This is a genomic window from Sediminibacterium goheungense, from assembly GCF_004361915.1.
Lineage (GTDB): Bacteria > Bacteroidota > Bacteroidia > Chitinophagales > Chitinophagaceae > Sediminibacterium > Sediminibacterium goheungense.
In genome coordinates this window covers 186803-211634 of sequence record NZ_SNWP01000011.1, presented here as the reverse complement: position 1 = coordinate 211634, position 24832 = coordinate 186803, and the positions used below count along the sequence as shown (strand labels likewise).

Below are 24832 nucleotides of genomic sequence, written 5' to 3'. Positions count from 1 at the left end.
ATCTATGAATAACCATTAACCGCCTACAGAAACTTCTTTATATATGCAGCGTTATTTATCAGAAGATAATATCATCAGGTTAGCCATTATCGAAATGCCTTCCAGAAAACGACTTATCAATATATTTTCATTTTCAGCATGTTGGTTATTATCATGATTGGCTATTGGTAAGGTTACGGGATATACATTTAATACTTTTTCAAATACATACAGGGGGAGGCTACCACCAAGACCTGGTTGCAAGAGCCATTCTGTTTGGGATGTTTTCTGAAGACCTAGTATAATTTTTTGCATAACCGGTAATTGCATATCCGTTTTCTGCGCATTATACCCTTTTTCCAAACGAACTTTAGCTATCAACGGATATGTCGATCTCATTTGCATATCAGGTTCTTGTTCAGTTATAAAAAAACCCTGGTCTCTGATATGCTGTACTACACGTTCCTGCTGCTGTTTCCAATCCACCCCCTTAACCAACCTGAGATCCAGCACTGCTGAAGCCGAAACTGGAATAACATTAGCCGCTGATGTTCCCGATTTTCCTGATTCAATACCATTAATATTCAGGCTAGGCAGATTCAGTGCTTCTGAAAGACCTATATTTTTCATTTCAGGACGTATAAAACCCAGCTCTTTCATCAGCATACTATCTATCGGTGGAATTTTTGCAAGTGCTTGTTTTTCTTTATCCGTCAGTTTCAGTACATCATTATAAAAATCTTTTATGGTTACAAAACCATTTTCATCTTTCATAGACGCCAATAGTTTAACCAATAATAAACCAGGATTGGGTGCCCAGTTACCATAATGGCCGCTATGCAAAGGGCGGGTTGGACCATATACGGTAATTTCCATGTTCACATCTCCCCTTACCCCAAATACCAATTGATTTCTTCCCGACTGATGAACAGGACCATCACAAATAATCCATGCATCAGATTTCAAAAGCGCTGTATGTGCAGATAATATTTCTTCAAGATGTGGACTACCCGCCTCTTCTTCTCCTTCAAAAAAGAATTTAATATTAATACCGGGTGTAATTCCTGCCGACTGAAGTGCCGAAAACGCATTCAATATTGCCATAACTCCAGACTTATCATCACTACTACTTCTCGCATAGATTCGCGCATCCGGATACCGTTTTGTATCTATTTCATCCAGCGTAATTGTTTTTGCTCCTGTTTCCACTTTGCCATTTAGTATAACCGGTTTAAAAGGCTCTAACGAAGCATGCCATTTTTCCGGTGATACTGGTTGGCCATCGTAATGCGCATAAAAAACAAGGGTAGTGGTAGCATCAGGCACAAGGTATTCGCCATATACAGCAGGGTTTATTCTCTTAGATGCAGGATACAAAAGCTGTACATTGCTTATACCCCTTCTTTCCATATCCTTAAAAATAAACTCAGCATTCATCTGAATATTACCGGCATCTTTTGCATGGTTAGGAATTTTCAGAAAATTCATCAGTTCACCGATGATTCGTTTTTGATTTGCTTGTATATAAGTATTCACCTGTGTTGACTGTGTCGTTGCAAAAAAATGCGTAAGAAACATACAGGTTAATAAAACGATTCTTTTCATTTTTTGATTTTAGGTAAGATTAAGTTGTGAAAACCAAGTGGCAAAAGACCTTAAAAAAGAAATCTGCCAATGATTCAATATAACCAGATGTACAACAATATAGAAAATAAAGACAGGAGGAAAAACCCATTTTCCCTCTTTTGTGTGTCTTTCCCCTATTATAATCAGCATCAACACCGTGTAAATGCAAATCATAGCCAGATACATAGCGTATGGCCAGGGAGCAATATAATTAGAGAAAATACGTACGAATACAGGCTCAAGAAATACTATGCCTGTTAATAGCATCCCTCTTGCATGTATAAAGACCCTTTTCCTATAATATACAGCTATAAGAAAACCATACAAGGCTATTATAATATCTTTAAAAGGAATGAGTAGCTGTAAAGGTTCTGCATCCTTAAGCGTTCGATACCTGTAATGGGCAAGTAACACAATGGATACCAGTAAGATGGGAAAAAGTATATAGGAAATCTTACCTAACAGTTTGTGCAAACGCAATTTTTTCAAACGAAATAAAACCGGTTGAATAATTAGCATCAATAACCATGTAACAGCTATGATGACATGAAAATGAAAATAAAAATCAAAGGATTTCCCATTTTTCAATAAATCTGAAAAATAAGTTTTCCAGAAAGCCAGTACAGACAAGGGTAATAATGCTATAAAAAGATACCCGAAATAAAAATTCTGTATTTTCTTCAAAAAACTTTTCATACAGCTGATAAATGCAATACCGGGATAAAAGCGATTACCGGATGGCATTATAACTAAGATAAACAGGGCAGGAAAGTATTTATTATAACTGTCTACCAAATCAACCAAAAAGCCTACAAAATCATGAAATATCGTAATCAGTGAAAGAATTTTAACCTATTAAAAGCAGCGCATGGTTACATCATTGATACATTTGTAACCATTTTAACGCATAAAACAGGCATCTTGAAACTGCTACATTTTATTCCTGCTTTTGTTTTTCTCATCATTACGATTATTTTACTGTGCCTGCCAGGAACCAATGGATTTCCGGGTAGTTGGTGGTTTAGAAAAATTCCACAATTTGATAAGATCGTACATATCGGGATGTTCGGTATGCTCTGTTTTCTATTTCATTTACCCGCCTGGAAAAGCAGCTTACAAAATAGTTCCAGACAACGCTGGTTCTGGATGATCAGCTTTTTTGCCATTGCTTACGGTGTAGGGATGGAGTTTATTCAAAGAGAGCTGATTGCAGGTCGTTCTTTTGAAGAAGCCGATATTCTGGCTGATGCCGTTGGCGCTTTGGGAGCTCTTGCATTGTCTCAAACCCTTTTCTTACAGAGAAAGACTCATAAAGCCTAAACATTGATTCTCAAGAGTTATAAAAAAAATTGTCCCCCGTGGAAACGGGGGACGCAACCAAAACTAACTGCTTATGAGAAAATTGACTACTTGCTTATATCTATACTAACGCAAATTCAGTGCCAAAAGATTTTCGGGATTTGTTAATCCTTTCTAAATATCTATTCAATACTATTTCTTAGATACCTTTTGTTTCTTCACTGTTGCCTTGTACAAAGTACTATAGTAAAGACAGAAATAAATGTCAATGGTTTAACAATGATTTGTTAAAGGATTAGTGACAGGATACCGTATCCGCACTACGTTCGGAGATAAATGGACTGAGATAGGGGATATTCAGGTTCAAGCCTCTGATTATCAATAAAATGGCAGTCAAGCCGATCACATAGGGCACTAATTTACGCATAGACTGCCTGCTTTGCCAGCTTAACCGGGTACCCCAAAATGCGAGCGAAAACAAAGCCGGAAGGGTTCCGAGGCCAAAAACGAACATAAAAAAGGACGCGCTCATAATAGTTCCCGTAGCCATAGCTCCCGTAATAGCAATATAAACCATACCACAGGGTAATAACCCGTTTGCAGCGCCCATCAGGTACATACCAGAGAAACTATGGCGGTGTAATGACCAGGAAATGAGGTTGGTAATTTTTTGGTTCAACCAGCCCCAGCCTTCTGTTTTTTGTAAGAAAACCCTACTTAGCAAAAAGAAAATAATTAAGAAACCCATACAAATGGAAAACACCTGTTGCCATCCGGCCACTCCCACGCGCCAGCCAATAAAACCCGCTACCATACCTAGTATTACATAGGTTCCGATACGGCCGGTCTGGTATAAAAAAACACCCCATAACTTTTTATGTGCAGGTAAATGCTGAACGGGTACGCTCATTACCAATGGTCCGCACATACCAATACAATGAAGGCTACTAGCGAGACCAAGCAATAAAGCTGATATAAGCATCGCTACTGTCATTGTATAGTTGGTTCCAGTTCTTTTTCGAGATAATATTTTTTATCGGCCGCTTCCCAGCTAATTTTCAGAAGGTATTTTTCTGCCGGTAATTTGTTCCGTTCAATGATTTGTATGCCCTCTCTGTCAGGTGCAAGTGGTAATCTGATATCTTTATCTGCTGCCGTTTTGCAATAAAACCAGGCTTCCCCTTTTACCTCCATTCCTAGCATTTCTTTTGGAAACTGTATGGCCAGATTTTCTTTTGTATAGGTAACGGTCAACTCACCAATGGATGCCGCATTTTTTCTTCCGTCGATTTTGTCCTGATACCTCAATTCATCCTGATAATACTCTTTGCTCACCAGCTCGTATTTTGTATTTACGGCCTTATACACCAATGTAGCCATCAGTGCTGCAAAACCTATAAATACCAGCATCAGTTTATTTCCCCAGTTCATAGATTATAGTTTAATGATTCATATTAAGTTCATGTTCTGTATAAAAACTTTGTTCTCCATTATGCCAGCTCAGTTTAACCTTATAACGTTTTCCTCGTATCCAGCTTTGTGGAACCATCTGTTGTCCCATATTATCTGGTGCTAATTGAACTGTTTTATCCAATTTTTCATCATATACACAGTAAAAAAATACTTCCCCTTTTACGCCGGACTGTAGATGTTCGTGCGGTACCTGAAGTACGATAAAGGGATCTGCTTTTGCCATTCGGAAAGCACTTATTTCCTGCGCCCGTTTTTTTGCCTCTATTACTTGTTGATAGTTTTTTGCTTCTGCTATGTATTCTTTTGTTACCAGATCTACTTTTATTTTTTTAACCAGCAAATACATTGCAACGCCTAATGAAAAACAAAAGATCCCACAAACAACCAGCATTATTTTCCCTAAACTCATTTTGAATTGTTTTATTATTGAGGGATACTGGATATGTTATCAATACTACAAAGAAGGCCCGAGAAAACTGGTATTTGTTGTAAGCAGTTTTTCTCCGTTGCTGTATAAAAGCAATTTTACTAACGTTTTTCTCTGTTTAATGACAGACTTAGGTAAAACAATAAAGAATGTTCCTGCAGCCTGTCCTTCTTTCCTGATCTGAATCGTTGGTTTACCTGCCATCTGAATATGTCCGGTCTTGTCCTGTAACAGTATTTCTACCGAAAGATCTTTAGTTGTTTTGTTAATCAGTTTTATGTTATATAGGTTCGATAAACTGTCGGCACCCCGTTCCTGGTATAACATACCTGTGGTTCTTATCACCGTAACATCAATATCTTTTCTGGTCAGTAAAATAACAGAAAGAATACTCAACAATAAAAGGCAAAGCCCTGTGTACAACTTCATTCTTGTTGTATAACGTAGCGGCTCTCCATTGGCGATACTATTTTCAGAAGCATATCTTATGAGTCCGAAAGGTTTATCAATACTTTCCATTACATGGTTACAGGCATCAATACAGGCTGTACAACCCACACATTCCATCTGTACACCATTTCTGATATCAATGCCTGTGGGGCAAACTTTTACACATAAATGGCAGTCGATACAATCTCCCAATGAAAGTTCTGCTTGTTTTTTAAAACTTCCCCTTGGCTCACCTCTTTTATAATCGTAAGCCACTATCATCGAGTTTTTATCCAGCAAAACACTTTGCAGCCTGCCATATGGGCAAACCACTGTGCATGCCTGTTCCCTGAAAAATGCATAAACACCATAAAAAACCCCGCTAAAAACAAGGATGGAAGCGAAACCTACCACGTGCTGAGTAACAGGTTCTGTAATAATCTTTTCGAGCTCTTTAATACCGATAATATATGCCAGAAAAAAATTAGCTATGATAAATGAGAGCAAAAAGAAAAGTACATGCTTAAGGGTCAGTTTTGCAATTTTCTTCGTTGTCCAGGGAGCTGCTTTCAGTTGTCTTTGTGCCGGTGCATCGCCCAATACCCAATACTCTACTTTCCGGAACATCATTTCCATGAAATTGGTCTGTGGGCAGGCCCATCCACAAAACAATCTTCCGAAAGCTGCTGTAAACAGAATGATAAAGAATACAAAAGTAACCATGGTAAGACCGAATATGAAAAAATCCTGTGGCCAGAATATCTTACCAAATAAAATGAACTTAGCTTCCGGTATATTAAAAAGAAATAAAGGCCTTCCGTTTATTTCTACAAAAGGCAGTCCGAAAAAGATTATGAAATAAAACACACTCAAAACTGTTCGTATGTTATATAAGCGTCCTTTGGGTTTATATGCATAAATCCACTTTCGCTTTCCTGATTCATCCACTGTTGCAATTCTGTCGCGAAATGCATCCGTTTCAATTACATTGCTATGTTTTATTTCACTCATCTTCTTATTTCAATCCTGATTTTATGACGGTACTTTCTTTTGTAAGCGAATCAACAGATACCGACTGCTCCTTGTATATTTCTCCTTGTGGTTCTTTTGCTGTTGCAGGCCTGGTTCCTTTTAAAGACTTTATATAACTCGCCAGCTGGGCAATTTGTGCAGGAGAATAATCATCTTTCCAGCTCTTCATCCCCTTCTCGGGCCAACCATACTTGATTGATTTAAAAATATCTGATACACTTCCTCCATGTAACCAGTATTCATCAACCAGATTCGGGCCCACTAATCCGCCACCATCTGCTGCATGGCAGGCAGCACAGGCTGTTACAAATATTTTTTTTCCGGCCTCAAGTGCAGTCGCGTCACTGAGATAGGTAACTGTGTTTTCGTTAACATTATTCGCAGCTTTTTTAAGGTAATTTTCTTTATCGGCCTCTGCTTTTTTCATAACAGCTGCCAGTTCTTCCAGACTTGAAGGTGCGGTATGTGTAACATGGTAGCGCCATAGATAGATGCCGGCAAAAATGATACAGATATAAAAACCGTATAACCACCATGGCGGCAGGCGGTTATCCAATTCACGGATACCGTCATAATCGTGTCCAAGATCAATAGTAGCTTCTTCCTGTACTGGCTTGAAGTTATTTGCCTTAGTCCACCATCTCGTAATTGCAGATTCTTTTTCGGCTACGATTACTACTGGTTTTTCTTTTGCCAATAAACTTTTCAGGTGGTATAATAGCCATAGTAATACCAGAAGTTCTACTCCTACAACACTTATCAATGAATAAAAGGCTGTGGGTGATAATCCACTGATAGTGCTACTTACTGGTGCTGACGAAGCAGGTTCATCTGCTGCAAATGCAAAAGAGCTGGTTAATAAAAAAACTATTACCATTAGTACTTTTGGCTGTGCATCTGATTTTCTTTTCTCACGGAATTCTTTCATTTTCATTTCCGCTGCTCCCAGTACTACATGTGACAATAAGGCGATAGCCAGTAACAATACAGCTATGATTACTACCAATACCTGTGCCAATGGATTAGCCATAGCAGATGGCTTTGGGGGGCCTTCGGCCCATACACTGGATGGAACCAATACACAAAAGAGACCGATGATCCCAATACTGAATAATTTGATCCGTTGAAAATTACGCTGTTGCATTGCGATTCGTTTATAAGTCAGTAGGTTAGTTGTCTAAGGGTAAATGACTGATTTCTTCTATCATTTTCTTATCTGCTTTCCAGGCCCACAATGTCATCAGCAGAAAAAAAGTAAAGAAGATGGAAAAAGAACTGAGTGCATAAATATCTACACCGATTATTTTTTCCAGGTAGTTGATGAATTTCATATTGGGTTATTTTATTGTTTAGCAGCCAGGGGCTGTTCTCCTTTAATATCTACACCAATTCTTTGCAGGTAAGCAATCAATGCTACAATTTCTCTGTTGGCACTGGTTTCAATTTTATCTGCTTTGAGGTTCTTACTGATTTTCTCTGCCTGTGCCATCAGTTCTCTATTGGCAATCTGGTCGTAACCTTTTTCATATGGCACGCCTAATGTTTGCATAGCTCTGATGCGGGCACCGGTAGTTGCTGTATCAATGGCATCATCCAATAACCATGGATAGGATGGCATAATAGAACCTGGGCTCATACTTTGTGGTTCCAGCATATGATTATAATGCCAGCTATCCGGATATTTTCCACCGATACGTGCCAGATCTGGTCCTGTACGTTTACTACCCCATTGGAATGGGTGGTCATAAACAAATTCACCCGCTTTACTATATTCACCATAACGGGCTACTTCATCACGGAATGGACGTATCATTTGTGAGTGGCAGGTATAGCATCCTTCACGTACATAGATATCACGACCATGCAGTTCAAGTGGCGTATAGGGTTTTACTGCTGCAATGGTTGGCACATTACTTTTTATCAAAAAAGTTGGAACAATCTCAAGAATACCACCAATGGCTACTGCTATCAGACTGAATACGAGCATCTGAATGGGTCTTGCTTCAATCCAGCGATGCCAGTATTGTTTACCATGGGTAACAATTTTAGCTGGCAGTGGTGGTGCTTCAGCAGCTTCATTGGCTACCAGTTTACCTGCTTTAACCGTTTTCACGATATTATATACCATAATAAATACTCCTATCAGGTATAAAAGACCACCTACACTTCTTGCCACATACAATGGAATAATATGAGTTACTGTTTCGAGGAACTGGAATTTGAGTGTACCATCTTCTGTAAACTGTTTCCACATCATTGCCTGTGTAAAACCAGCCCAGTACATTGGAATTGCATATAAAACAATACCGATTGTACCTATCCAGAAATGTGTACTTGCCAGTTTTGTTGAATACAACGGGGTATTAAAAATTTTAGGAATAACCCAATAGAGAATACCAAAAGTGAGAAATCCATTCCATCCCAATGCACCTACGTGAACGTGTGCAATTGTCCAATCGGTAAAGTGCGAAATTGCATTTACATTTTTCAGACTCAGCATGGGCCCCTCAAAGGTTGCCATACCATAACAGGTAATGGCCACCACCATAAATTTCAGAATAGGATCTTCGCGTACTTTATCCCATGCACCTCTTAAAGTAAACAAACCATTCAGCATACCTCCCCATGAAGGAGCAATAAGCATTACACTAAATACTACACCAAGGCTCTGTGCCCAGTCTGGTAAAGCGGTGTACAAAAGGTGGTGTGGGCCTGCCCAGATATAAATAAAGATCAACGCCCAGAAGTGAATAATAGATAAGCGGTAGCTATATACAGGCCTGTTAGCAGCTTTGGGAAGAAAATAATACATAATACCGAGGTAGGGTGTGGTAAGAAAGAATGCCACAGCATTATGTCCATACCACCATTGCACCAGGGCATCCTGTACCCCAGCATACCAGCTATAACTCTTCAGGAAAGTAACAGGAATTTCAAATGAGTTTACAATATGTAACATGGCAACCGTTACCCATGTTGCTATATAAAACCAGATAGCTACATACAAATGGCTCTCTCTGCGTTTAAGAATGGTACCAAACATATTGATACCAAATACTACCCATATAAGTGTAATGGCTATATCGATGGGCCATTCCAATTCTGCATATTCTTTACCGGTTGTGTATCCTGCCAGCAATGTAAGTGCAGCAGCAACAATAATTAACTGCCATCCCCAGAAATGAATGCGGCTGAGTTTATCACTAAACATCCTTGCTTTACACAAACGTTGGAGTGAATAGTAAACACCCATAAAAATACCATTACCTACGAAGGCGAAAATTACCGCATTGGTATGCAGCGGTCTTACCCTACCGAATGTAGTGATGGGTAAATTAAAGTTGGCCGCAGGCAGATAGATCTGAATAGCCGCCAACAAACCTACCAGCATACCTACTACTCCCCATAGAATGGTTGCATAGGCAAAAAGCTTTACCGTTTTGTTGTCGTAATAAAATTGTTCTGATTGCATGAATGGTGGTTTTATAAAAGAGAGTTAGTAACTATTTTTTGGGAGGTTGCTGATCAAAAAGCATACGAACAGAAGGCGATTCTTCATCATCGTACTGCCCTGTTTTTACGCTCCAGATAAATGCACCCAGAAATAAACCGGCCACACTGATGCTTGCGATTAACAGAAGTATGATTACACTCATAGTGATTAAATAAACACTGTAAAATTATTTTCATCGGATCTGGGAGCCTATGATATTACTCAAGGAAACATATGATTTTAGTCATGTTTTTGTCAGTCAAGCTTAAGTCGTTTTGAAGACAGATTCGTTAATCCGAATGTGATGAGTAATATGCTGATACTACTACAGGGCATCAGAATAGCTGCAATCATAGGAGAAAGGGTTCCCTGTACAGCAAAATATAAACCGGTGATGTTGTATAAAATGGAAATGATAAAAGCGGCCATAACAATTTTCTGGTTAAGCTTGCACAGCCTGATGAGCTGGTATAAGTTGGGGAGGCTTCCTGCTTCAATAATAGCATCACTGGCAGGCGTGAAATTGTTACTGTTATCGGTAATGGCCACACCAACATCTGCCTGTTTCAAAGCACCTGAATCATTTAATCCATCCCCTATCATCATCACTTTCCGGCCCTCCTGCTGCATTGATTTCAGCACTTCCAGCTTATCTTCCGGCTGCTGATTAAAATACAATTCGGATTTTTGACCCAGTAATTTTCGTAGATAAAGTAATTCGCCATCATTATCACCACTTACTACAGCAATATGAAAGCGGGATTGTAATTGCCGCAAAAGCATGGGAACCGACTGGCGATAATGATTTCTGAAACGGAATCTGCCCAGCAGTTTCCCTTCTACAGACAGGTATACCACAGAAGCTTCATCGTTTTGTGTTTTACCGGTTATGAAAACGGCAGAACCCAGCGCTATCAGATCGCCATCAACCATTCCTTCTATTCCTTTACCGGGAAACTCCTCAAATGCAAGAAACGGATCCTTCAGCGTTTGTCCGGCCCATGCTGCAATTCCTTTACTTAAAGGGTGTGTAGACTGTGCAGCCAGTGTAGCCACCTTCTTACGGATCTCCGGTGCAATAGGCTTTCCATCATACACAACTTCCATTTCTGTGCCTGCAGTAAGTGTACCTGTTTTATCGAAAACGATCGTATCTATATCAGCCATTTTTTCAATGACTGTTGCATGACGGAGGTAAAAGTGGTTACGCGACAGAATACGGAGGATATTACCATTGGTAAATGTATTACTCAATAATAAGGCACATGGACATGCAATGATAAGTACTGCCGTTATTGCATTCCAGCTTCTGCTACCATCCTGCCAGAACCAATAAGCACCCGCAGCTATGGCTACAGCAAAAACCACCCAGGTAAACCAGCGGCTCAGCCCATGAACGAATGAGCTTTCCTGATTGCTTTCATTTTTAAATAAGTCTTTGTTCCAAAGTCTTGTCAGGTAGCTTTGTGCCACTTCTTTTATTACCAGCACTTCTATATTACCTCCTACCTGTTTGCCGCCTGCATATACAATTTCACCCATTTCTTTTGCAACTGGCAGGCTTTCACCTGTAACAAAACTATAATCAATCAAAGCCCGCCCCCTCGTAATAATTCCATCTGCAGGAATCAGTTCCTGGTTATGAATAAGTAGTGTGTCATTTAACCTTATATCAGGCAGCGTAACCGTATCGGAACTATCATCGTTTATCCTTGTTACTGCAACCGGAAAATAGGAAGTATAATCTCTGTCGAAATTTAACTGACGATGTGTTCTATCCTGCAATACCCTGCCGGCCAGCATAAAAAATACAATACCCGTCATTGAATCAAAGTAACCGCTTCCGGTTCCGGTAAGTACTTCGTACAAGCTACGGGCAAATGTTACCCAGATAGCCAGTACAATAGGAGCATCAATATTGAGAAATTTTTGTCTAAGGGCATTCCATGCACTGGTATAAAATTCTCCTGCGCTATAAAAGAATACAGGCAGACTAAGTACCAGATTCAGGTAACGGAAGAAAATCAACAACTGTCCCTCTTTATCATCTATGCCGAGGTATTCAGGAAAACTCATCAGCATAATATTAGCAAAGCAGAAGCCTGCTACACCCAACCTGAAAATTTTTTTTCTGTCTGTTACCGGCTTTCTCTTTCCAAGGTCATTATAACTTATATAAGGCTCATAACCTATACCCGTAAGTAATTCAGCCAGCTGCCGGAGTGTCATCAATCGATGGTCAAAAACAATATCCGCCTCTTTCCGTTCAAAGTTCACTTTACAACTTACCACACCTTCGCTGAGTTTATATAACTGTTCCAGCAGCCATAAACAACTGCTGCAATGCATCTGTGGTAGATAAAAACTGATATGTGTGTGTTGGTGATCCTTAAAGCTGATCAGCGATTGCTCGATCGATGTATCTTCCAGAAAAGCGAATTTATCTGGACGAACCGTGATTTTCTGTGACTGCCCAGGATTGCTGTTAAGGTCATAATACGTACACATCCCGTGCTCATTCAGGATTTCATACACCATTTTACATCCTTCACAACAAAAATGTTTATCATGTGCCTGTATATCTGTATTTCTGCAGCTTTCACCACAGTGATAACAGGCTAGTTCGGTAGATGGCATTAACCTGTCTTTGCTCATACGATTTTATTTATGAGGTGCTGGTTGAGCAGTGGATATAAAGCGCTCTGTTCAAAATGAATCCATCGTAACACATGCGTTTCCAGTAAAAACATTTCATGTATACATGTTTTTAGTGCCGCTGGCCAGTTCGGATGGGTAACATAATGATGCATCAGCTGACGCAGTTTCTGCAACAGTTCAATTAATACCTGATGCGTGTGTAACATAGTATCTACCACCCTGGGTTGTAGCAATACCTTATCGCCACCCATTTGTTGTTGTATGAAAGGAAAAACGATACCGGTCTCTTTTTTGAAAGAATGCGTTAACTCATCTTCAATTTTTTGAAAGAGAAGCTGTACGATTTCAGAAACCGGCTCAGTTAATTCCTCAATAGATGAATGCTGTGTGAGATAAGTGCCTATCTTATCGCATGATTCAAGAATAGGGGTATGATAAACAAAAGGAATGGTTCTGCAGATTTCTCCGATTGAACCGGCACCCGGAAATATTTGGCCACCTGCCTGCATCAGCATGATACGAATAATTTAACTGCAAGGTAGTGTGACCAATAAAGCCTAACTATGATGATACTCAACCACAAACATGATTTTTGTCATGTTTAATCCTGAAGATTGGCGGTTTGAAGGAGTAATTTATGCTGGAGGATTTTGATCTTTTTGCCATCCAGTTCTACCATACCATCTTTTTTAAAGTCGGAAAGCAGGCGGATGGTTGATTCTGTAGCGGTTCCTACAAGATTGGCGATTTCTTCTCTTGATAAACGAACATTGAGGGTAATACCATCTTCTTCAAACCCATATGTTTCCTTGATGAACAGCAATGTTTCTGCCAGACGCTCACGGATGGGTTTTTGTGCCAAATGAGTAAGTTTCACTTCTGCTTTATGTAATTCATCGCTAAGGAGCTTCATCATTTCAAAAGCAAGTCCTGTATCATTCTTTAAAACAGAAACGAATATGTCTTTGGGTATAAAACAAACTTTTGTGTCTTCAAGCGCAACAGCTGATGCACCATATCTATCACCACTCAATAATGCCCTGTAACCCAATACATCACCAGATTTCAGCAAACGGATAATCTGCTCTTTGCCATCATCGCCCTGATGAGACAATTTTACTTTTCCTTCATTAATACAGTATACACCAAAGGGGTAAGCTCCCTCATTAAAAAGTACCTGACCTTTTTTATAACCGGTGCAGATTTTCTGTTCATTGATGGCATTCACATATTCTTCTCTTGCCTTACAGAAAACAGAATTAAACCGCTGTGCGCAGGACTGACAGGTTGTATTGTCGTGATGAAATTGCATCTGAAGGTTTGAGATACAAAAATAAACTTATTTGGGCGCTTTGCTACATTAAAAAGCGGTTACATTGCTAAGGCAGCAGCATTTGTTTAAATTTTAAAGAGTCGCCATTGAACACATTACAATCAATTTTAGATCTGATCCCGTTAATCCTACCCTCCTCACTATGTTGCCAGAATTGCCATGAGCGATTGATCCTTGGTTTATCAGGCTGAAAATAATGTGCTACCCAGAGCGGATATTGAATAAACTCTTCTCCAAGGTATCGCTCATAAAAATCGGCATAGGTATAAATAATAGGTTTCACTCTGTAATAAGATTCTATTTCCTGCAAACACTCTTTAAGCCGCTCACGCATGAGGGCGGGTTTTACGCCGTATAATTTTTCGATATCCACCACCGGTGGCAAATCTCCCTTTTTTAACACCACCTGCTTTATAAATTGTAAAGCCTGCTTTTTGCCACTTTTGGTAGCCAGGAAAAAATGATATGCTCCCCTTACCATTCCTGCTTCTTTTGCATCGTTCCAGTTTTTATGAAAACGTTTATCAGTATCGTTCAATCCTTCTGTTGCTTTGATAAAGGCAAAACCCATTCTGGTATCCTCTTCCTCCATACCAAAAACAGATGGCCAGTGAATAGGTCCCTGGTGAACACTTACATCAATACCATGAATGGAATAACCTGATGGAAGCTGTATACCGAATGCATCATACTTTACCGTAGCTACCGTTTCTTCCTGCCTTGCCTGCCACTTGTTCAGTAAACTGAAATAAAGAATCAGTACAAACCCACCGATCAGTAATACCAGCCACCATTTTTGTTCCCTGCTTAAACGCTTTGCTCTTTTCCTTGCCATACATCTGCAAAATTCGGATAAAACCGCATTGTATTACCTGTTAAACAAAACCTGTATTATTCAGTTATAAGGAGCCTGATATGCAGTAAACACTGCTTTTTTAGTAATTTTACATAATGGCTTATTTTAACTGGAACGACAGCATTAATTTTTTAGGCAAACTTACTTTCAGAAAGGGCTGGAATGCTTTAAAAGTATATAGCAGTTATCAGATCAGTCGCTTTCGTAAAAAACCCATTCAATGGGGGTTTCCCGTTTCCATTTCATTTGAACCTACCACTTCCTGCAACCTACGTTGCCCAGAGTGCCCTAGTGGACTCCGTGCTTTTACCCGTCCTACAGGTATGTTGCAAAAAGATTTTTTCAGAGAAACCATCGACGATATTCATAAAGATCTATTGTACCTGATTTTTTATTTTCAGGGGGAACCTTACCTGAACCCTGATTTTCTGGAAATGGTGAAATATGCGCATGACAAAGGCATTTATACAGCTACTTCTACCAATGCACACTACCTTACTGATGAAAAGGCAAAAAAGACGGTAGAGAGTGGTCTCGACAGATTAATCATTTCTATTGATGGCACTACACAGGATGTGTACCAGCAATACCGGGTAGGTGGAAAACTGGAGAAAGTACTGGAAGGTGCAAGAAATATTGTAAAGTGGAAAAAAGAGCTGAAGAGTAAAACACCGTTTATCTTTTTCCAGTTCCTGGTTGTAAAACCAAATGAGCACCAGATTGAAGAAGTAAAAAAGCTGGGTGCAGAGATTGGCGTTGACCAGGTTCGTTTTAAAACGGCCCAGGTATATGATTATGAAAATGATCCTCACCAACTGATTCCCGACAATCATAAATACAGCCGCTACAAAAAGGATAATACCGGTAAGATGAGGGTAAAAAGCGGCTTAACAAACCGATGCTGGAAACTCTGGCATGCCAATGTAATAACCTGGGATGGACTGGTTGTACCCTGCTGTTTTGATAAAGATGCCATGCACCAGCTCGGCAACCTGAAATCACAAAGCTTCAGGGAAATCTGGAACAATGATAATTATCGTCAGTTCAGAACAGAATTAATGACGAGCAGAAAAAATATAGATATCTGCGCCAACTGTAGTGAGGGGTTGAGTGTGTGGCAGGATTAGGGTCGTGAATGGTCAATGGTCAATGGTGAATAGTTACCTGGTAGGTTTAGCAAAAAAATGATTCACCATTGACCATTCACCATTCACTCCCCACCTTATCAATTTTTACTACATTTACAGCTATGGGTATTGAAAAAGATATACAACAACAGCATTTCAGGAATGAATACCAGAAGGCTTCTGTGAATATCATTTATTCTGCCAACTGGTTGAATGAAAAAATCAAAACCATGCTTGATCCGGATGACATTACACCTCAACAGTATAATATCCTTCGTATTCTCAGAGGCTGTCAGCAACCACTTAGTACACTGCAAATACGTTCCCGTATGCTCGATAAAATGAGCGACACCAGCCGGATCGTTGAAAGACTATTAAAAAAGGGACTGGTTGAAAAGAAGGTCTGTTCAGCAGATAAACGATTGGTCGATGTAAGTATTTCTAAAAAAGGATTGTCGCTGCTTGATAAGCTTGATAAAAAAAATGCAGAGATCGACCAGCTGATCCAGAATCTTTCTGAAACAGAAGCTGCCACCCTCAATAAGCTGCTCGATAAAATGCGGGAATAAATACTGAATTGTTAATTTCGGAACCCTTTTTTCTATTTCTTCCACATCAGAGGCATTACCATCATAGCTGGTTTATCTTTGAAGTATGAAATTATTGCTGCATTTCTGCCTCATACTGGTTATGTCTACACAAGCATTGCAACTGTCTGCCCAGTATTCTCCCAACTATGAGTTTCGGGGTGTTTGGGTAGCCACTGTTGAAAATATTGACTGGCCCAGTAAAAGAACCCTTTCCGTTGCAGAACAACAGGCAGAATTCATCAGAATGGTTGAAATGCATCACCGCAATGGCATGAATGCATTGATTGTACAAATCCGACCTTCATCAGATGCTTTTTATCCCTCTTCGCTGGAACCCTGGAGTGAGTACCTCACGGGTAAGCAAGGGCTTCCACCCAGCCCCTATTATGATCCCCTTGAGTTTATGATTACGGAAACCCATAAACGTGGAATGGAATTTCATGCCTGGCTCAATCCATATCGTGCGGTATTTAATATTCTTCGTTCATCAGTGGCACCTAATCATATTACCAAACAACATCCTGAATGGTTCGTGAATTATGGAGATAAAAAGTATTTCAATCCCGGTCTGGTGGAAGTAAGAAAACATGTTGCTGAAGTAGTAAAAGACATTGTAACAAGGTATAAGATTGATGCCATTCATATGGACGATTACTTCTACCCTTATAAAATTCCCGGTAGTGAGTTCCCGGATCAGGTTACTTTTTTACAATATGGAAAAGGAATGACCAAAGACGAATGGAGAAGAAGTAATTGCGATAGTATTATTGTACTCTTACAACAAACGATCAGAAAAGCCAACCCAAAAGTAAAATTCGGTATCAGTCCATTTGGTGTATGGCGCAATAAGAGCCAGGATCCGATGGGTAGTGAAACCCGCTCCGGCCCAACCAATTATGATGAATTGTATGCAGATGTATTACTTTGGCTACAAAAGGGATGGATTGATTATATCGTACCACAATTATACTGGGAAAGGGGACATAAATTAGCGAGTTATGATATTCTCCTACGCTGGTGGAACGAACATAGCTACGAGAGGCATTTATATATTGGCCATGGTATTTACAGAGCAGGATCGAATACAGCCTGGAAAAACAGAAATGAAATACCTGAGCAGATAAAAGCATTGAGGGGTTATGAAAATACGCAGGGAAGCATTTATTACAGCAGCAGCATATTCAATAAAAACCCGAATGGCTGGAACGACAGTTTGCAGCTAAATTATTACCGATATCCTGCACTGGTACCCCCTATGTTCTGGATCGACAATACCATACCACCCCAACCACTGATAGAAAAAACCAATGAACATACTTATAAACTTGCCTATAAAGGAGAAGAAAAAATAAAAGGCTTTGCTGTATTCATGAACCATGGATCTGCAGACCCGGACTTTGGAAATAGTCAGCTCATTGAATTTATTGTTGGAGATAAAACCGCTATCATAGATCTCAATAAATATCCTGAAGCCAGGGGTAAAAAAATATTGGTTGCCTCTGTAGATACGGATAACAATGTGAGCCCGCTGAGATTGTTATACTAAGCTTTACTATAGATTCTTTATACTATTTGTTAGGGCTGTTATACATTGAGTTTTGCGATATCTGCCAGTGTTAGTGTAAAGCAGGGTACCATCCATATAATACCTTAACCAAAAGTCACTTCTCTGTTCTGTACACCTGGCCATATACCAAAAAGTTTTTCAACCGCCGAAAAACGATATGCAAATATTTGTCGCAGCTGACTACGTACCATTACGGTATTTGCAATATCGCCCAGTATCCAGAGTGGTAATTTGTAATGCACAATGTCAGTCATCTCCACACCGCCATCAATAGCTTTGAAATGGTGTTGGTGATGCCACAAACTATAAGGACCAAAACGCTGTTCGTCTACAAAAAATTTCATGTCTTCTACATGTGTAATTTCCGTCATCCAGTAAAGGGGAATACCCAGTAGAGGGCTAACCTTGTATTCAATTACCTGCCCCTGGTACATATGCTCACCATGATGCTTGCTAATGATGTTAAAGCCAAGATTGGAAGGCGTAATTTCCTTAAGGTTTTCCGGTCTGCTAAAAAAATTCCATGCAGTATCCAAGGATATGGGTATCCGTTGCACTGTTTTCAATGAATATACTTTCGACATGCTACTCTTTCAACTTATAACAGCCCATCAACCAAAATGTTCAGTTCATGAGGGTGCTTCTGCTATTTAAAAAAGCAAATGAAGTGACCATTCCCATTCATATTGGCAATTAGTTAATCAACTGTTATACAACTCCCCTTCTTCCTTTCTCCCTGCAAAAAAATCATTCCAGGCGCCATTCTACCAAATCATGCTGTATCCCCACTTCTGCTGTTCTCCTGTTTCAACTATCTTTATTCCATGATTACCCGTGAACAGCAACTGGCACAATTCAGGAAAATATATGAGGGCCTTAACGAACAGCAAAGAAACGCTGTAGATACGCTGGAAGGACCCGTAATGGTAATCGCCGGACCCGGCACCGGCAAAACGCAGATATTGGGAGCCAGAATCGGTAAGCTGCGGCTCGAAACCGATACACAGCCAGAAAACATCCTTTGTCTTACTTATACAGATGCCGGTGTGGTAGCCATGCGTAAGCGGTTACTGGGTTTTATTGGTCCAGATGCTTATAAGGTTAATATCTGCACATTCCATGCTTTTTGCAATGATGTGATCCAGGATAATCTTTCCATGTTTGAAAAAACGTCACTGGATCCTATCTCTGATCTGGAAAGAATTGCTCTACTCAAAGAACTGATTGATGGCTTCCCCAAAAACCATGCACTGAAACGTTACAGGGGTGATGTGTATTATGAGATCAAGAACCTGCAGCAATTGTTCAGTACCATGAAAAGAGAGGGTTGGACAGCAGATTTTATTAAATCGCGGATTGACGTATACATTACAGAATTACCTACCAGAGAAGCTTTTATTTATCAGCGCAATAGCGGGGTCAATAAAAAGGGAGATCTTAAAAAGAATAAGATTGATGAAGAAACAGAGAAGATGGAAAAACTACGTGCTGCCGTAGACGAATTCTCCCGCTTCCAGCAAATGATGCGCCAAAGAAATCGTTATGATTTTGATGATATGATTAACTGGGTGATCGACGCTTTCAAAAACAACAAGAACCTGTTGGCCCGTTATCAGGAACAATACCAGTATATTTTAGTAGACGAGTTTCAGGATACCAGTGGTACACAAAATGAATTGATCAAACTCCTCATCAATTACTGGGAAGTGCCGAATATTTTTGTTGTGGGAGATGATGACCAGAGCATTTACCGTTTTCAGGGTGCCAATGTTGAGAATATGGAAGCTTTTGCCAGGCAATATGTAGAAGCCTTGCATACCGTTATTTTAACCAATAACTATCGTTCCACCCAACCCATATTGGATACGGCAAAAACGCTTATAGAAAGAAACCAGGAAAGACTCGTAAATAAATTAGAAGGTTTAAATAAAGAACTGATTGCTGCCAACACACAACTCAATCAGTTAAAAGAACTTCCGCAGGTATTTGAGTATGCAAATCCACGGCAGGAAATGATACATATTACCCTTCAGGTAGCGTCATTAATACAGCAGGGGGTCCAGCCCGGACATATCAGCATCATTTATCGCGAGAATAAATATGGGGAAGAACTGGCACGGTATTTCCAGCAAAAAAGAATTCCTGTTTACAGCAAACGGAATGTAAATATTCTTCAGGAGCCATTGGGTAAACAACTGGTAGAGGTTTTAAGATACCTTGCGGCTGAGCATGATATTCCTTTTGGTGGCGATGAAATGCTGTTCGAAATTCTACACTATAACTGGTTTGGTATTCCTCCGATTGAAATTGCCAAGTTAAGTGCAGAAGTAGCAGACAGGAGATTTGGTGACAAAAAGATATCACTGCGACAACTCATAGCAGAAAAATTGCAGGGTCCGTTACCTGATCTGTTCAGCCAGGAAATTGCCGGTTTAAGAAATGCCCAATCGGCACTTGAGCAACTCATTAAAGATGTACCCAACTGTACCCTTCAGCAATTATTTGAAAATATCATCAGGGAAGCGGGTGTATTGTCTTTTATTATGCGAAGTGAGGATAAACACTGGTTGCTGCAATTGCTTACCGGGCTTTTTGATTTTATCAAAGAAGAAACACACCGTAATCCCACACTCAGCCTGCAACAACTCATCAACATTTTCGACCTTATGGAAAAAGAAGGGTTATCGCTTCCATTGGTAAGGGTGAGTGGAACAGATCAGGCGGTGAACTTATTAACTGCACATGGTTCCAAGGGGCTCGAGTATGAATATGTATTTCTCGCAGGTTGCAATTCCGCAAACTGGGAAAAGAAAAGAAAACGTGGTGATGGCTATAGTTTACCGGATACTATTTTTTCCTCACAACCGGCACATAGTGAAGAAGAAGAACTGCGCAGGTTATTCTATGTGGCCATTACAAGGGCAGCTAAGCAACTGCATATTTCGTATGCAAAGACGAACAAAGATGGCAAAGAGATTGAACCATCCATGTTTATTGCAGAGATAAGAGAAGAGCATTCACTGCCTTTTTCTTCGGTAAATCTGGACGAATCTACGATTGCCGAATTCAGCATCCTGGCACTTGAAAAAGAGCAAAAACCTGAAATCGAAAAAATTGAAGCCGACTTCATTACACAGCTCCTCGACAAATTTGTGATGAATGTAACGGCATTGAATAACTACCTGAAATGTCCGTTACAGTTTTACTTTAATAACCTCGTGCGTGTTCCTTCCGGCAAGTCTGAAGCGACGGAGTTTGGATCCGCCGTTCACCATGCATTACAATCGTTATTCCAGAAAATGCAACAGCGCGAACAGGTTTTTCCGGATGTACAGGAGTTTATCGGCGATTTCAAATGGTACATGAACCGCCACAGAGAAAATTTCACCAAAGAACAATTTGCAAGGCGAATGGAGCAGGGCGAACAGGTGTTACAGGAATACTATCACCGCTACAGTAACGAATGGAATAAGATCGTAGCAGTGGAAACCAATATCCGAAATGTAACCGTAAAGGGTATTCCATTAAAAGGGAAACTTGATAAACTGGAATTCGATGGCAAACAGGTGAATGTGGTAGATTATAAAACCGGTGATGCAGAAAAAGGTATTAAAAAATTGAACCCTCCCAATGAAAAAGAACCGAATGGCGAGGATTACTGGCGTCAGGCTGTTTTTTATAAAATACTGGTTGATCATTATCCGGCTAAAAACTGGCAGGCGGTAAGTGCAGAGTTCGATTTTATTGAACCAGACAAAAAGAAAGGTTATCTGAAAGAAAAAAGAATCATTACCGAAAGCGATATCACTACAGTTACCCAACAAATAGAAAAAGTATGGGGTAGTATTCAGGCGAGAGATTTTTATACGGGTTGTGGTAAAGAAGAATGCCGCTGGTGCCAGTTTGTAAAAACCAATGAAATGGTAGTGGCTTTACATGATACTGCTGAAGAAACAGATGATTAACAGGAATTTTCATCCGAAGCACAGCCCACTAAGGAGGAAAGCCTGTAAGTTTGCATCATTCATGAAACGAAAGTTATCTACCAGTTCATTTGTTCAATTACTGATACTGCTTGTATCGGTGGTTATGTTCGCAGGATCCTGCGCCAATATTGTGCCACCCAGTGGCGGCGATAGAGATAGTTTACCACCCAGGCTGGTAATGGCCCTGCCGAAAGATTCTGCCGTTAACGTAAAAACCAAAAACATTACCCTTAGTTTCGATGAGTTTGTAGAACTGGACAATACTTCGGAAAATATTATTTATTCTCCCGTACTTAAGTCCACACCCGCTGCTGATTACAAACTAAGAAATGTTACAATTAAGTTTCGTGATTCGCTTGAACCCAATACCACTTATTCCATCGACTTCGGATCAGCCATCAAGGATGTGAATGAAGAAAATATTGCCAGAAACTTCCGGTATGTTTTTTCAACGGGTCCCACTATTGATTTCAATACCTACGCTGGTAAAGTGATCGTTGCAGAAACAGGAAAAATAGATAGTACACTTTGGGTAGTACTTCACCGGGATCTTTCCGATTCGGCCATTCAAAAATTACAGCCCCGTTTTTATACCAGACTGAATGGTAAGGGTGAATTCAGTTTCAAAAACCTGCCTGCTGGTACTTTTGCTGCCTATGTAGTAAATAAAAACAGCTATAATAAAGTATTTGACAGCACTGAATTATTTGCTTTCCGGAATGGACCGGTTACCATAAACGGCAATACTTCAGGCGATACTTTATATGCATTTATTGAATCACCCAAACCAGCGAAAACAGCTACAGATGCCGGTGCGGCCTTGCCTCCTTCTTTGAAGGATGACAGACGCTTACGATACCTGCCGGTTTTCGACAATGGTCAGCAGGACCTGATGAGTGACCTGCCCCTGTATTTCAACAGAAAATTATTCGCTGTTGATACCACTAAAATAGCATTACTGGACAGCAATTTCAAAGCGATACAAGGTTATAAGGTTAACCTTGACTCTACACGGAAGAAGCTCATCATTGATTATCCGTGGAAAGAAAATATGGTTTATAAGCTGATTATGCAGAAAGAAGCATTGGCCGATACAAATGCAGTTACCCTACCAAAATCTGATACCGTAACCATTCTATCACGTAAAGAAACAGAATACGGTACGGTTCGTTTTCGCCTTCCGAATATAGACACCTCATTGCACCCCATTATTCAACTGGTAAAAAATGAGGAGATCACTGCCTCTTATCCGGTAACTGTGAACGATTTTACCATTAAAAGGTTTAAACCCGGAACCTATGATGTAAGAATATTGTACGATACCAATAAAAATGGCAAATGGGATACCGGACATTTCAGTGCAGGGAAAAAACAACAGCCCGAACGTGTGATAAGCATACCCAGAACACTCAATATACGCGCCAATTGGGATAATGAGGTTACGATTGCTTTGCAGTAAGCTGTTATGAGCTGCGAGCTTCTGGCTGCTAATTGCCTCTCTTACTCATATCTTGTAGCTTGAAACTTACTCCCTTGGTCGCTATCTTTGCTTTATGCAACTTCCTTCTTCTTTACTTGAAAATGCGGTGGCACAGTTCGCCAAATTGCCTGGTATTGGCAAGAAAACAGCATTGCGACTGGTTTTACACCTACTGAAACAGGAAGTAAATGATGTACAGCATTTTGGTGAAACCATTGCCAGGATGCGAAGAGATATCAAGTTCTGCCAGCGTTGCCATAATATCAGTGATGGAGACATTTGTTCCATCTGTGCCAACTCCATGCGCAACCAGAAACTGATTTGTGTGGTAGAGAATATCAGGGACGTAATAGCCATTGAAAGTACCCAGCAGTTTAATGGTGCTTACCATGTGCTTGGAGGTATTATTTCTCCGCTGGATGGTATAGGCCCCGATCAATTGAGTATCGAATCTTTGGTTTCACGTATCGAAAAAGAAGAAACGGAAGAATTGGTTTTTGCCCTTAACCCGAATATTCAGGGTGATACTACTATTTACTATATCCAGAAAAAACTGGCTCATTTACCCTGCCGGGTAACCACCATTGCCAGGGGCATTGCTTTTGGCGGTGAGTTGGAATATGCCGATGAAATGACCCTGGCCCGTAGCATTGCCAATCGTCTACCCGTTCAGCAATATGTGAAATAACAGAATTTTAGGGCAAAAGCAACCTTTTACAGAGGCATTCGTAATTGTTGGTATGGATGGGATTGCTTAAATTGCAGTTTAAACATTGAATTATTCCTCGTCATCCTGCTGTACCTTTCCATACAGTGAACAAAACAGGTCGTTGAGGTTTTATTCATCCATCTAAACATAGAGTTATGCAATTTGAATTTGCGGGTATTGTTGCTGGATTGATCTGTACAGGCATCATCTGGATCATTATTTTGATCTTAGCGTTGATTCAGGTCTTCAGACGTACTGATATTGAGAATAATACAAAGATCTTGTGGTTACTTGCTATTTTGCTCTTTCCATTTGCAGGTTTATTGGTGTACATACTGGCCAATTTCCAGAAGGCTAAAAACCTTTTATGGATCGGGCTTATAGGAATCGCTCTTTCAGTAAGCCTAACCGTGTATTTTGTGTATGCGAGGGAGCACAGAGATGTAAGCAGTGAGAAAGGCATACAGGTTACAGCACAACAGTTATTTGAAGCTTTTGTAGCAGACGAAACCAAGGCAAACGGTCTTTACCTGGATAAAGCCATTCAGATAACAGGAGAAGTAATGAGTGTAACGACAAACCAGGATGGCAATATTGTCGTAGATTTTAAAACGAACGATCCGTTTTTTGTGATCAATTGTACATTTAAAACAGATCCAGGCGCTTTGAAAGCAGGAGATACCATTACATTTAAAGGCATTTGTACCGGTTATATTCCGGATGCCAATGTAGTTATCAATGAAGGCGTATTAGTAAAATAAGAAAGGA

At 40.0% G+C, this 24832-nt stretch carries 23 protein-coding genes; 8 read left to right on the top strand and 15 right to left on the bottom strand.

Annotated features, from left to right (window positions below; translation table 11 throughout):
- Positions 1-51: 51 nt before the first annotated feature.
- The gene (locus BC659_RS08500) at positions 52-1584 is read right to left on the bottom strand and encodes a M20/M25/M40 family metallo-hydrolase (protein ID WP_133474288.1); all 1533 of its coding nucleotides are present in this window, start codon (positions 1582-1584) and stop codon (positions 52-54) included.
- Between the two features lie 9 nt (positions 1585-1593).
- The gene (locus BC659_RS08495) at positions 1594-2301 is read right to left on the bottom strand and encodes a hypothetical protein (protein ID WP_133474287.1); all 708 of its coding nucleotides are present in this window, start codon (positions 2299-2301) and stop codon (positions 1594-1596) included.
- A gap of 225 nt (positions 2302-2526) precedes the next feature.
- Here BC659_RS08495 and BC659_RS08490 point away from each other — a divergent pair, with 225 nt between their 5' ends.
- Positions 2527-2925: a VanZ family protein gene (locus BC659_RS08490; RefSeq protein WP_133474286.1), complete on the top strand. Its 399-nt coding sequence runs from the start codon at positions 2527-2529 to the stop codon at positions 2923-2925.
- A gap of 274 nt (positions 2926-3199) precedes the next feature.
- Here the strand turns inward: BC659_RS08490 and BC659_RS08485 are convergent, their stop codons facing one another.
- From BC659_RS08485 to BC659_RS08430, 12 genes are all read right to left on the bottom strand, one after another.
- Positions 3200-3898, bottom strand: a complete 699-nt coding sequence (locus BC659_RS08485) for a sulfite exporter TauE/SafE family protein (RefSeq protein WP_133474285.1) — start codon at positions 3896-3898, stop codon at positions 3200-3202.
- Entirely contained in the window at positions 3895-4335 is a 441-nt protein-coding gene (locus tag BC659_RS08480; protein ID WP_133474284.1) for a FixH family protein, read from the bottom strand. The genes BC659_RS08485 and BC659_RS08480 overlap by 4 nt, the downstream gene beginning before the upstream one ends.
- 10 nt (positions 4336-4345) lie before the next feature.
- A complete protein-coding gene (locus BC659_RS08475) occupies positions 4346-4786 on the bottom strand; it encodes a FixH family protein (RefSeq protein WP_133474283.1) in 441 nt (146 codons plus the stop codon).
- A 45-nt stretch (positions 4787-4831) separates the two neighbouring features.
- Positions 4832-6244 (bottom strand): cytochrome c oxidase accessory protein CcoG, encoded by a 1413-nt coding sequence (gene ccoG, locus BC659_RS08470; protein WP_133474282.1) that lies wholly within the window; start codon positions 6242-6244, stop codon positions 4832-4834.
- Between the two features lie 4 nt (positions 6245-6248).
- Entirely contained in the window at positions 6249-7409 is a 1161-nt protein-coding gene (locus BC659_RS08465; RefSeq protein WP_133474281.1) for a cbb3-type cytochrome c oxidase N-terminal domain-containing protein, read from the bottom strand.
- 25 nt (positions 7410-7434) lie between these two features.
- Entirely contained in the window at positions 7435-7596 is a 162-nt protein-coding gene (locus BC659_RS08460; RefSeq protein ID WP_133474280.1) for a CcoQ/FixQ family Cbb3-type cytochrome c oxidase assembly chaperone, read from the bottom strand.
- An 11-nt stretch (positions 7597-7607) separates the two neighbouring features.
- Complete coding sequence (ccoN, locus tag BC659_RS08455) at positions 7608-9737, bottom strand: cytochrome-c oxidase, cbb3-type subunit I (protein WP_133474279.1); 2130 nt, start codon at positions 9735-9737, stop codon at positions 7608-7610.
- Positions 9738-9768: 31 nt separating this feature from the next.
- Complete coding sequence (gene ccoS, locus BC659_RS08450) at positions 9769-9921, bottom strand: cbb3-type cytochrome oxidase assembly protein CcoS (protein ID WP_133474278.1); 153 nt, start codon at positions 9919-9921, stop codon at positions 9769-9771.
- Between the two features lie 92 nt (positions 9922-10013).
- Positions 10014-12413, bottom strand: coding sequence for a heavy metal translocating P-type ATPase (locus tag BC659_RS08445; RefSeq protein WP_133474277.1), 2400 nt, complete (start codon positions 12411-12413; stop codon positions 10014-10016).
- On the bottom strand, positions 12410-12931 hold the full coding sequence (locus tag BC659_RS08440; RefSeq protein WP_133474276.1) for a hemerythrin domain-containing protein: 522 nt from the start codon (positions 12929-12931) through the stop codon (positions 12410-12412). Before BC659_RS08440 ends, BC659_RS08445 begins: the two co-directional genes overlap by 4 nt.
- 86 nt (positions 12932-13017) lie before the next feature.
- Positions 13018-13728: a Crp/Fnr family transcriptional regulator gene (locus tag BC659_RS08435; protein WP_133474275.1), complete on the bottom strand. Its 711-nt coding sequence runs from the start codon at positions 13726-13728 to the stop codon at positions 13018-13020.
- Positions 13729-13795: 67 nt separating this feature from the next.
- Complete coding sequence (locus BC659_RS08430; RefSeq protein WP_133474274.1) at positions 13796-14584, bottom strand: glycoside hydrolase family 25 protein; 789 nt, start codon at positions 14582-14584, stop codon at positions 13796-13798.
- Positions 14585-14700: 116 nt separating this feature from the next.
- On the opposite strand from BC659_RS08430, the gene BC659_RS08425 reads away from it, so the two are divergent.
- From BC659_RS08425 to BC659_RS08415, 3 genes are all read left to right on the top strand, one after another.
- Positions 14701-15732 (top strand): radical SAM/SPASM domain-containing protein, encoded by a 1032-nt coding sequence (locus tag BC659_RS08425; protein WP_133474273.1) that lies wholly within the window; start codon positions 14701-14703, stop codon positions 15730-15732.
- A gap of 122 nt (positions 15733-15854) precedes the next feature.
- The gene (locus tag BC659_RS08420; protein WP_133475111.1) at positions 15855-16301 is read left to right on the top strand and encodes a MarR family winged helix-turn-helix transcriptional regulator; all 447 of its coding nucleotides are present in this window, start codon (positions 15855-15857) and stop codon (positions 16299-16301) included.
- An 85-nt stretch (positions 16302-16386) separates the two neighbouring features.
- The gene (locus BC659_RS08415; protein WP_246027102.1) at positions 16387-17868 is read left to right on the top strand and encodes a glycoside hydrolase family 10-like protein; all 1482 of its coding nucleotides are present in this window, start codon (positions 16387-16389) and stop codon (positions 17866-17868) included.
- Positions 17869-17972: 104 nt separating this feature from the next.
- Here the strand turns inward: BC659_RS08415 and BC659_RS08410 are convergent, their stop codons facing one another.
- Positions 17973-18473, bottom strand: a complete 501-nt coding sequence (locus tag BC659_RS08410; protein ID WP_133474272.1) for an SRPBCC family protein — start codon at positions 18471-18473, stop codon at positions 17973-17975.
- Positions 18474-18713: 240 nt separating this feature from the next.
- Between BC659_RS08410 and BC659_RS08405 the strand changes: the two genes are divergently transcribed.
- The 4 genes from BC659_RS08405 to BC659_RS08390 all read left to right on the top strand — a co-directional run bounded on the left by BC659_RS08405 (position 18714) and on the right by BC659_RS08390 (position 24825).
- Complete coding sequence (locus BC659_RS08405; protein WP_133474271.1) at positions 18714-21854, top strand: ATP-dependent helicase; 3141 nt, start codon at positions 18714-18716, stop codon at positions 21852-21854.
- A 61-nt stretch (positions 21855-21915) separates the two neighbouring features.
- Positions 21916-23334 carry an Ig-like domain-containing domain gene (locus BC659_RS08400; protein ID WP_162847392.1) on the top strand — a complete coding sequence of 473 codons (1419 nt, stop codon included), beginning with the start codon at positions 21916-21918 and terminating at the stop codon, positions 23332-23334.
- Between the two features lie 94 nt (positions 23335-23428).
- Complete coding sequence (gene recR, locus BC659_RS08395) at positions 23429-24043, top strand: recombination mediator RecR (protein ID WP_133474269.1); 615 nt, start codon at positions 23429-23431, stop codon at positions 24041-24043.
- A gap of 176 nt (positions 24044-24219) precedes the next feature.
- The gene (locus BC659_RS08390) at positions 24220-24825 is read left to right on the top strand and encodes an OB-fold protein (protein ID WP_133474268.1); all 606 of its coding nucleotides are present in this window, start codon (positions 24220-24222) and stop codon (positions 24823-24825) included.
- Positions 24826-24832 lie beyond the last annotated feature (7 nt).

Excerpts from the sequence above, each read along its gene's own strand:
- BC659_RS08500 (WP_133474288.1), bottom strand. The coding sequence starts at position 1,584 with ATGAAAAGAATCGTTTTATTAACCTGTATGTTTCTTACGCATTTTTTT.
- BC659_RS08495 (WP_133474287.1), bottom strand. The coding sequence starts at position 2,301 with ATGAAAAGTTTTTTGAAGAAAATACAGAATTTTTATTTCGGGTATCTT.
- BC659_RS08485 (WP_133474285.1), bottom strand. The coding sequence starts at position 3,898 with ATGACAGTAGCGATGCTTATATCAGCTTTATTGCTTGGTCTCGCTAGT.
- BC659_RS08480 (WP_133474284.1), bottom strand. The coding sequence starts at position 4,335 with ATGAACTGGGGAAATAAACTGATGCTGGTATTTATAGGTTTTGCAGCA.
- BC659_RS08475 (WP_133474283.1), bottom strand. The coding sequence starts at position 4,786 with ATGAGTTTAGGGAAAATAATGCTGGTTGTTTGTGGGATCTTTTGTTTT.
- ccoG (WP_133474282.1), bottom strand. The coding sequence starts at position 6,244 with ATGAGTGAAATAAAACATAGCAATGTAATTGAAACGGATGCATTTCGC.
- BC659_RS08465 (WP_133474281.1), bottom strand. The coding sequence starts at position 7,409 with ATGCAACAGCGTAATTTTCAACGGATCAAATTATTCAGTATTGGGATC.
- BC659_RS08460 (WP_133474280.1), bottom strand. The coding sequence starts at position 7,596 with ATGAAATTCATCAACTACCTGGAAAAAATAATCGGTGTAGATATTTAT.
- ccoN (WP_133474279.1), bottom strand. The coding sequence starts at position 9,737 with ATGCAATCAGAACAATTTTATTACGACAACAAAACGGTAAAGCTTTTT.
- ccoS (WP_133474278.1), bottom strand. The coding sequence starts at position 9,921 with ATGAGTGTAATCATACTTCTGTTAATCGCAAGCATCAGTGTGGCCGGT.
- BC659_RS08445 (WP_133474277.1), bottom strand. The coding sequence starts at position 12,413 with ATGAGCAAAGACAGGTTAATGCCATCTACCGAACTAGCCTGTTATCAC.
- BC659_RS08440 (WP_133474276.1), bottom strand. The coding sequence starts at position 12,931 with ATGCTGATGCAGGCAGGTGGCCAAATATTTCCGGGTGCCGGTTCAATC.
- BC659_RS08435 (WP_133474275.1), bottom strand. The coding sequence starts at position 13,728 with ATGCAATTTCATCACGACAATACAACCTGTCAGTCCTGCGCACAGCGG.
- BC659_RS08430 (WP_133474274.1), bottom strand. The coding sequence starts at position 14,584 with ATGGCAAGGAAAAGAGCAAAGCGTTTAAGCAGGGAACAAAAATGGTGG.
- BC659_RS08425 (WP_133474273.1), top strand. The coding sequence starts at position 14,701 with ATGGCTTATTTTAACTGGAACGACAGCATTAATTTTTTAGGCAAACTT.
- BC659_RS08420 (WP_133475111.1), top strand. The coding sequence starts at position 15,855 with ATGGGTATTGAAAAAGATATACAACAACAGCATTTCAGGAATGAATAC.
- BC659_RS08415 (WP_246027102.1), top strand. The coding sequence starts at position 16,387 with ATGAAATTATTGCTGCATTTCTGCCTCATACTGGTTATGTCTACACAA.
- BC659_RS08410 (WP_133474272.1), bottom strand. The coding sequence starts at position 18,473 with ATGTCGAAAGTATATTCATTGAAAACAGTGCAACGGATACCCATATCC.
- BC659_RS08405 (WP_133474271.1), top strand. The coding sequence starts at position 18,714 with ATGATTACCCGTGAACAGCAACTGGCACAATTCAGGAAAATATATGAG.
- BC659_RS08400 (WP_162847392.1), top strand. The coding sequence starts at position 21,916 with ATGAAACGAAAGTTATCTACCAGTTCATTTGTTCAATTACTGATACTG.
- recR (WP_133474269.1), top strand. The coding sequence starts at position 23,429 with ATGCAACTTCCTTCTTCTTTACTTGAAAATGCGGTGGCACAGTTCGCC.
- BC659_RS08390 (WP_133474268.1), top strand. The coding sequence starts at position 24,220 with ATGCAATTTGAATTTGCGGGTATTGTTGCTGGATTGATCTGTACAGGC.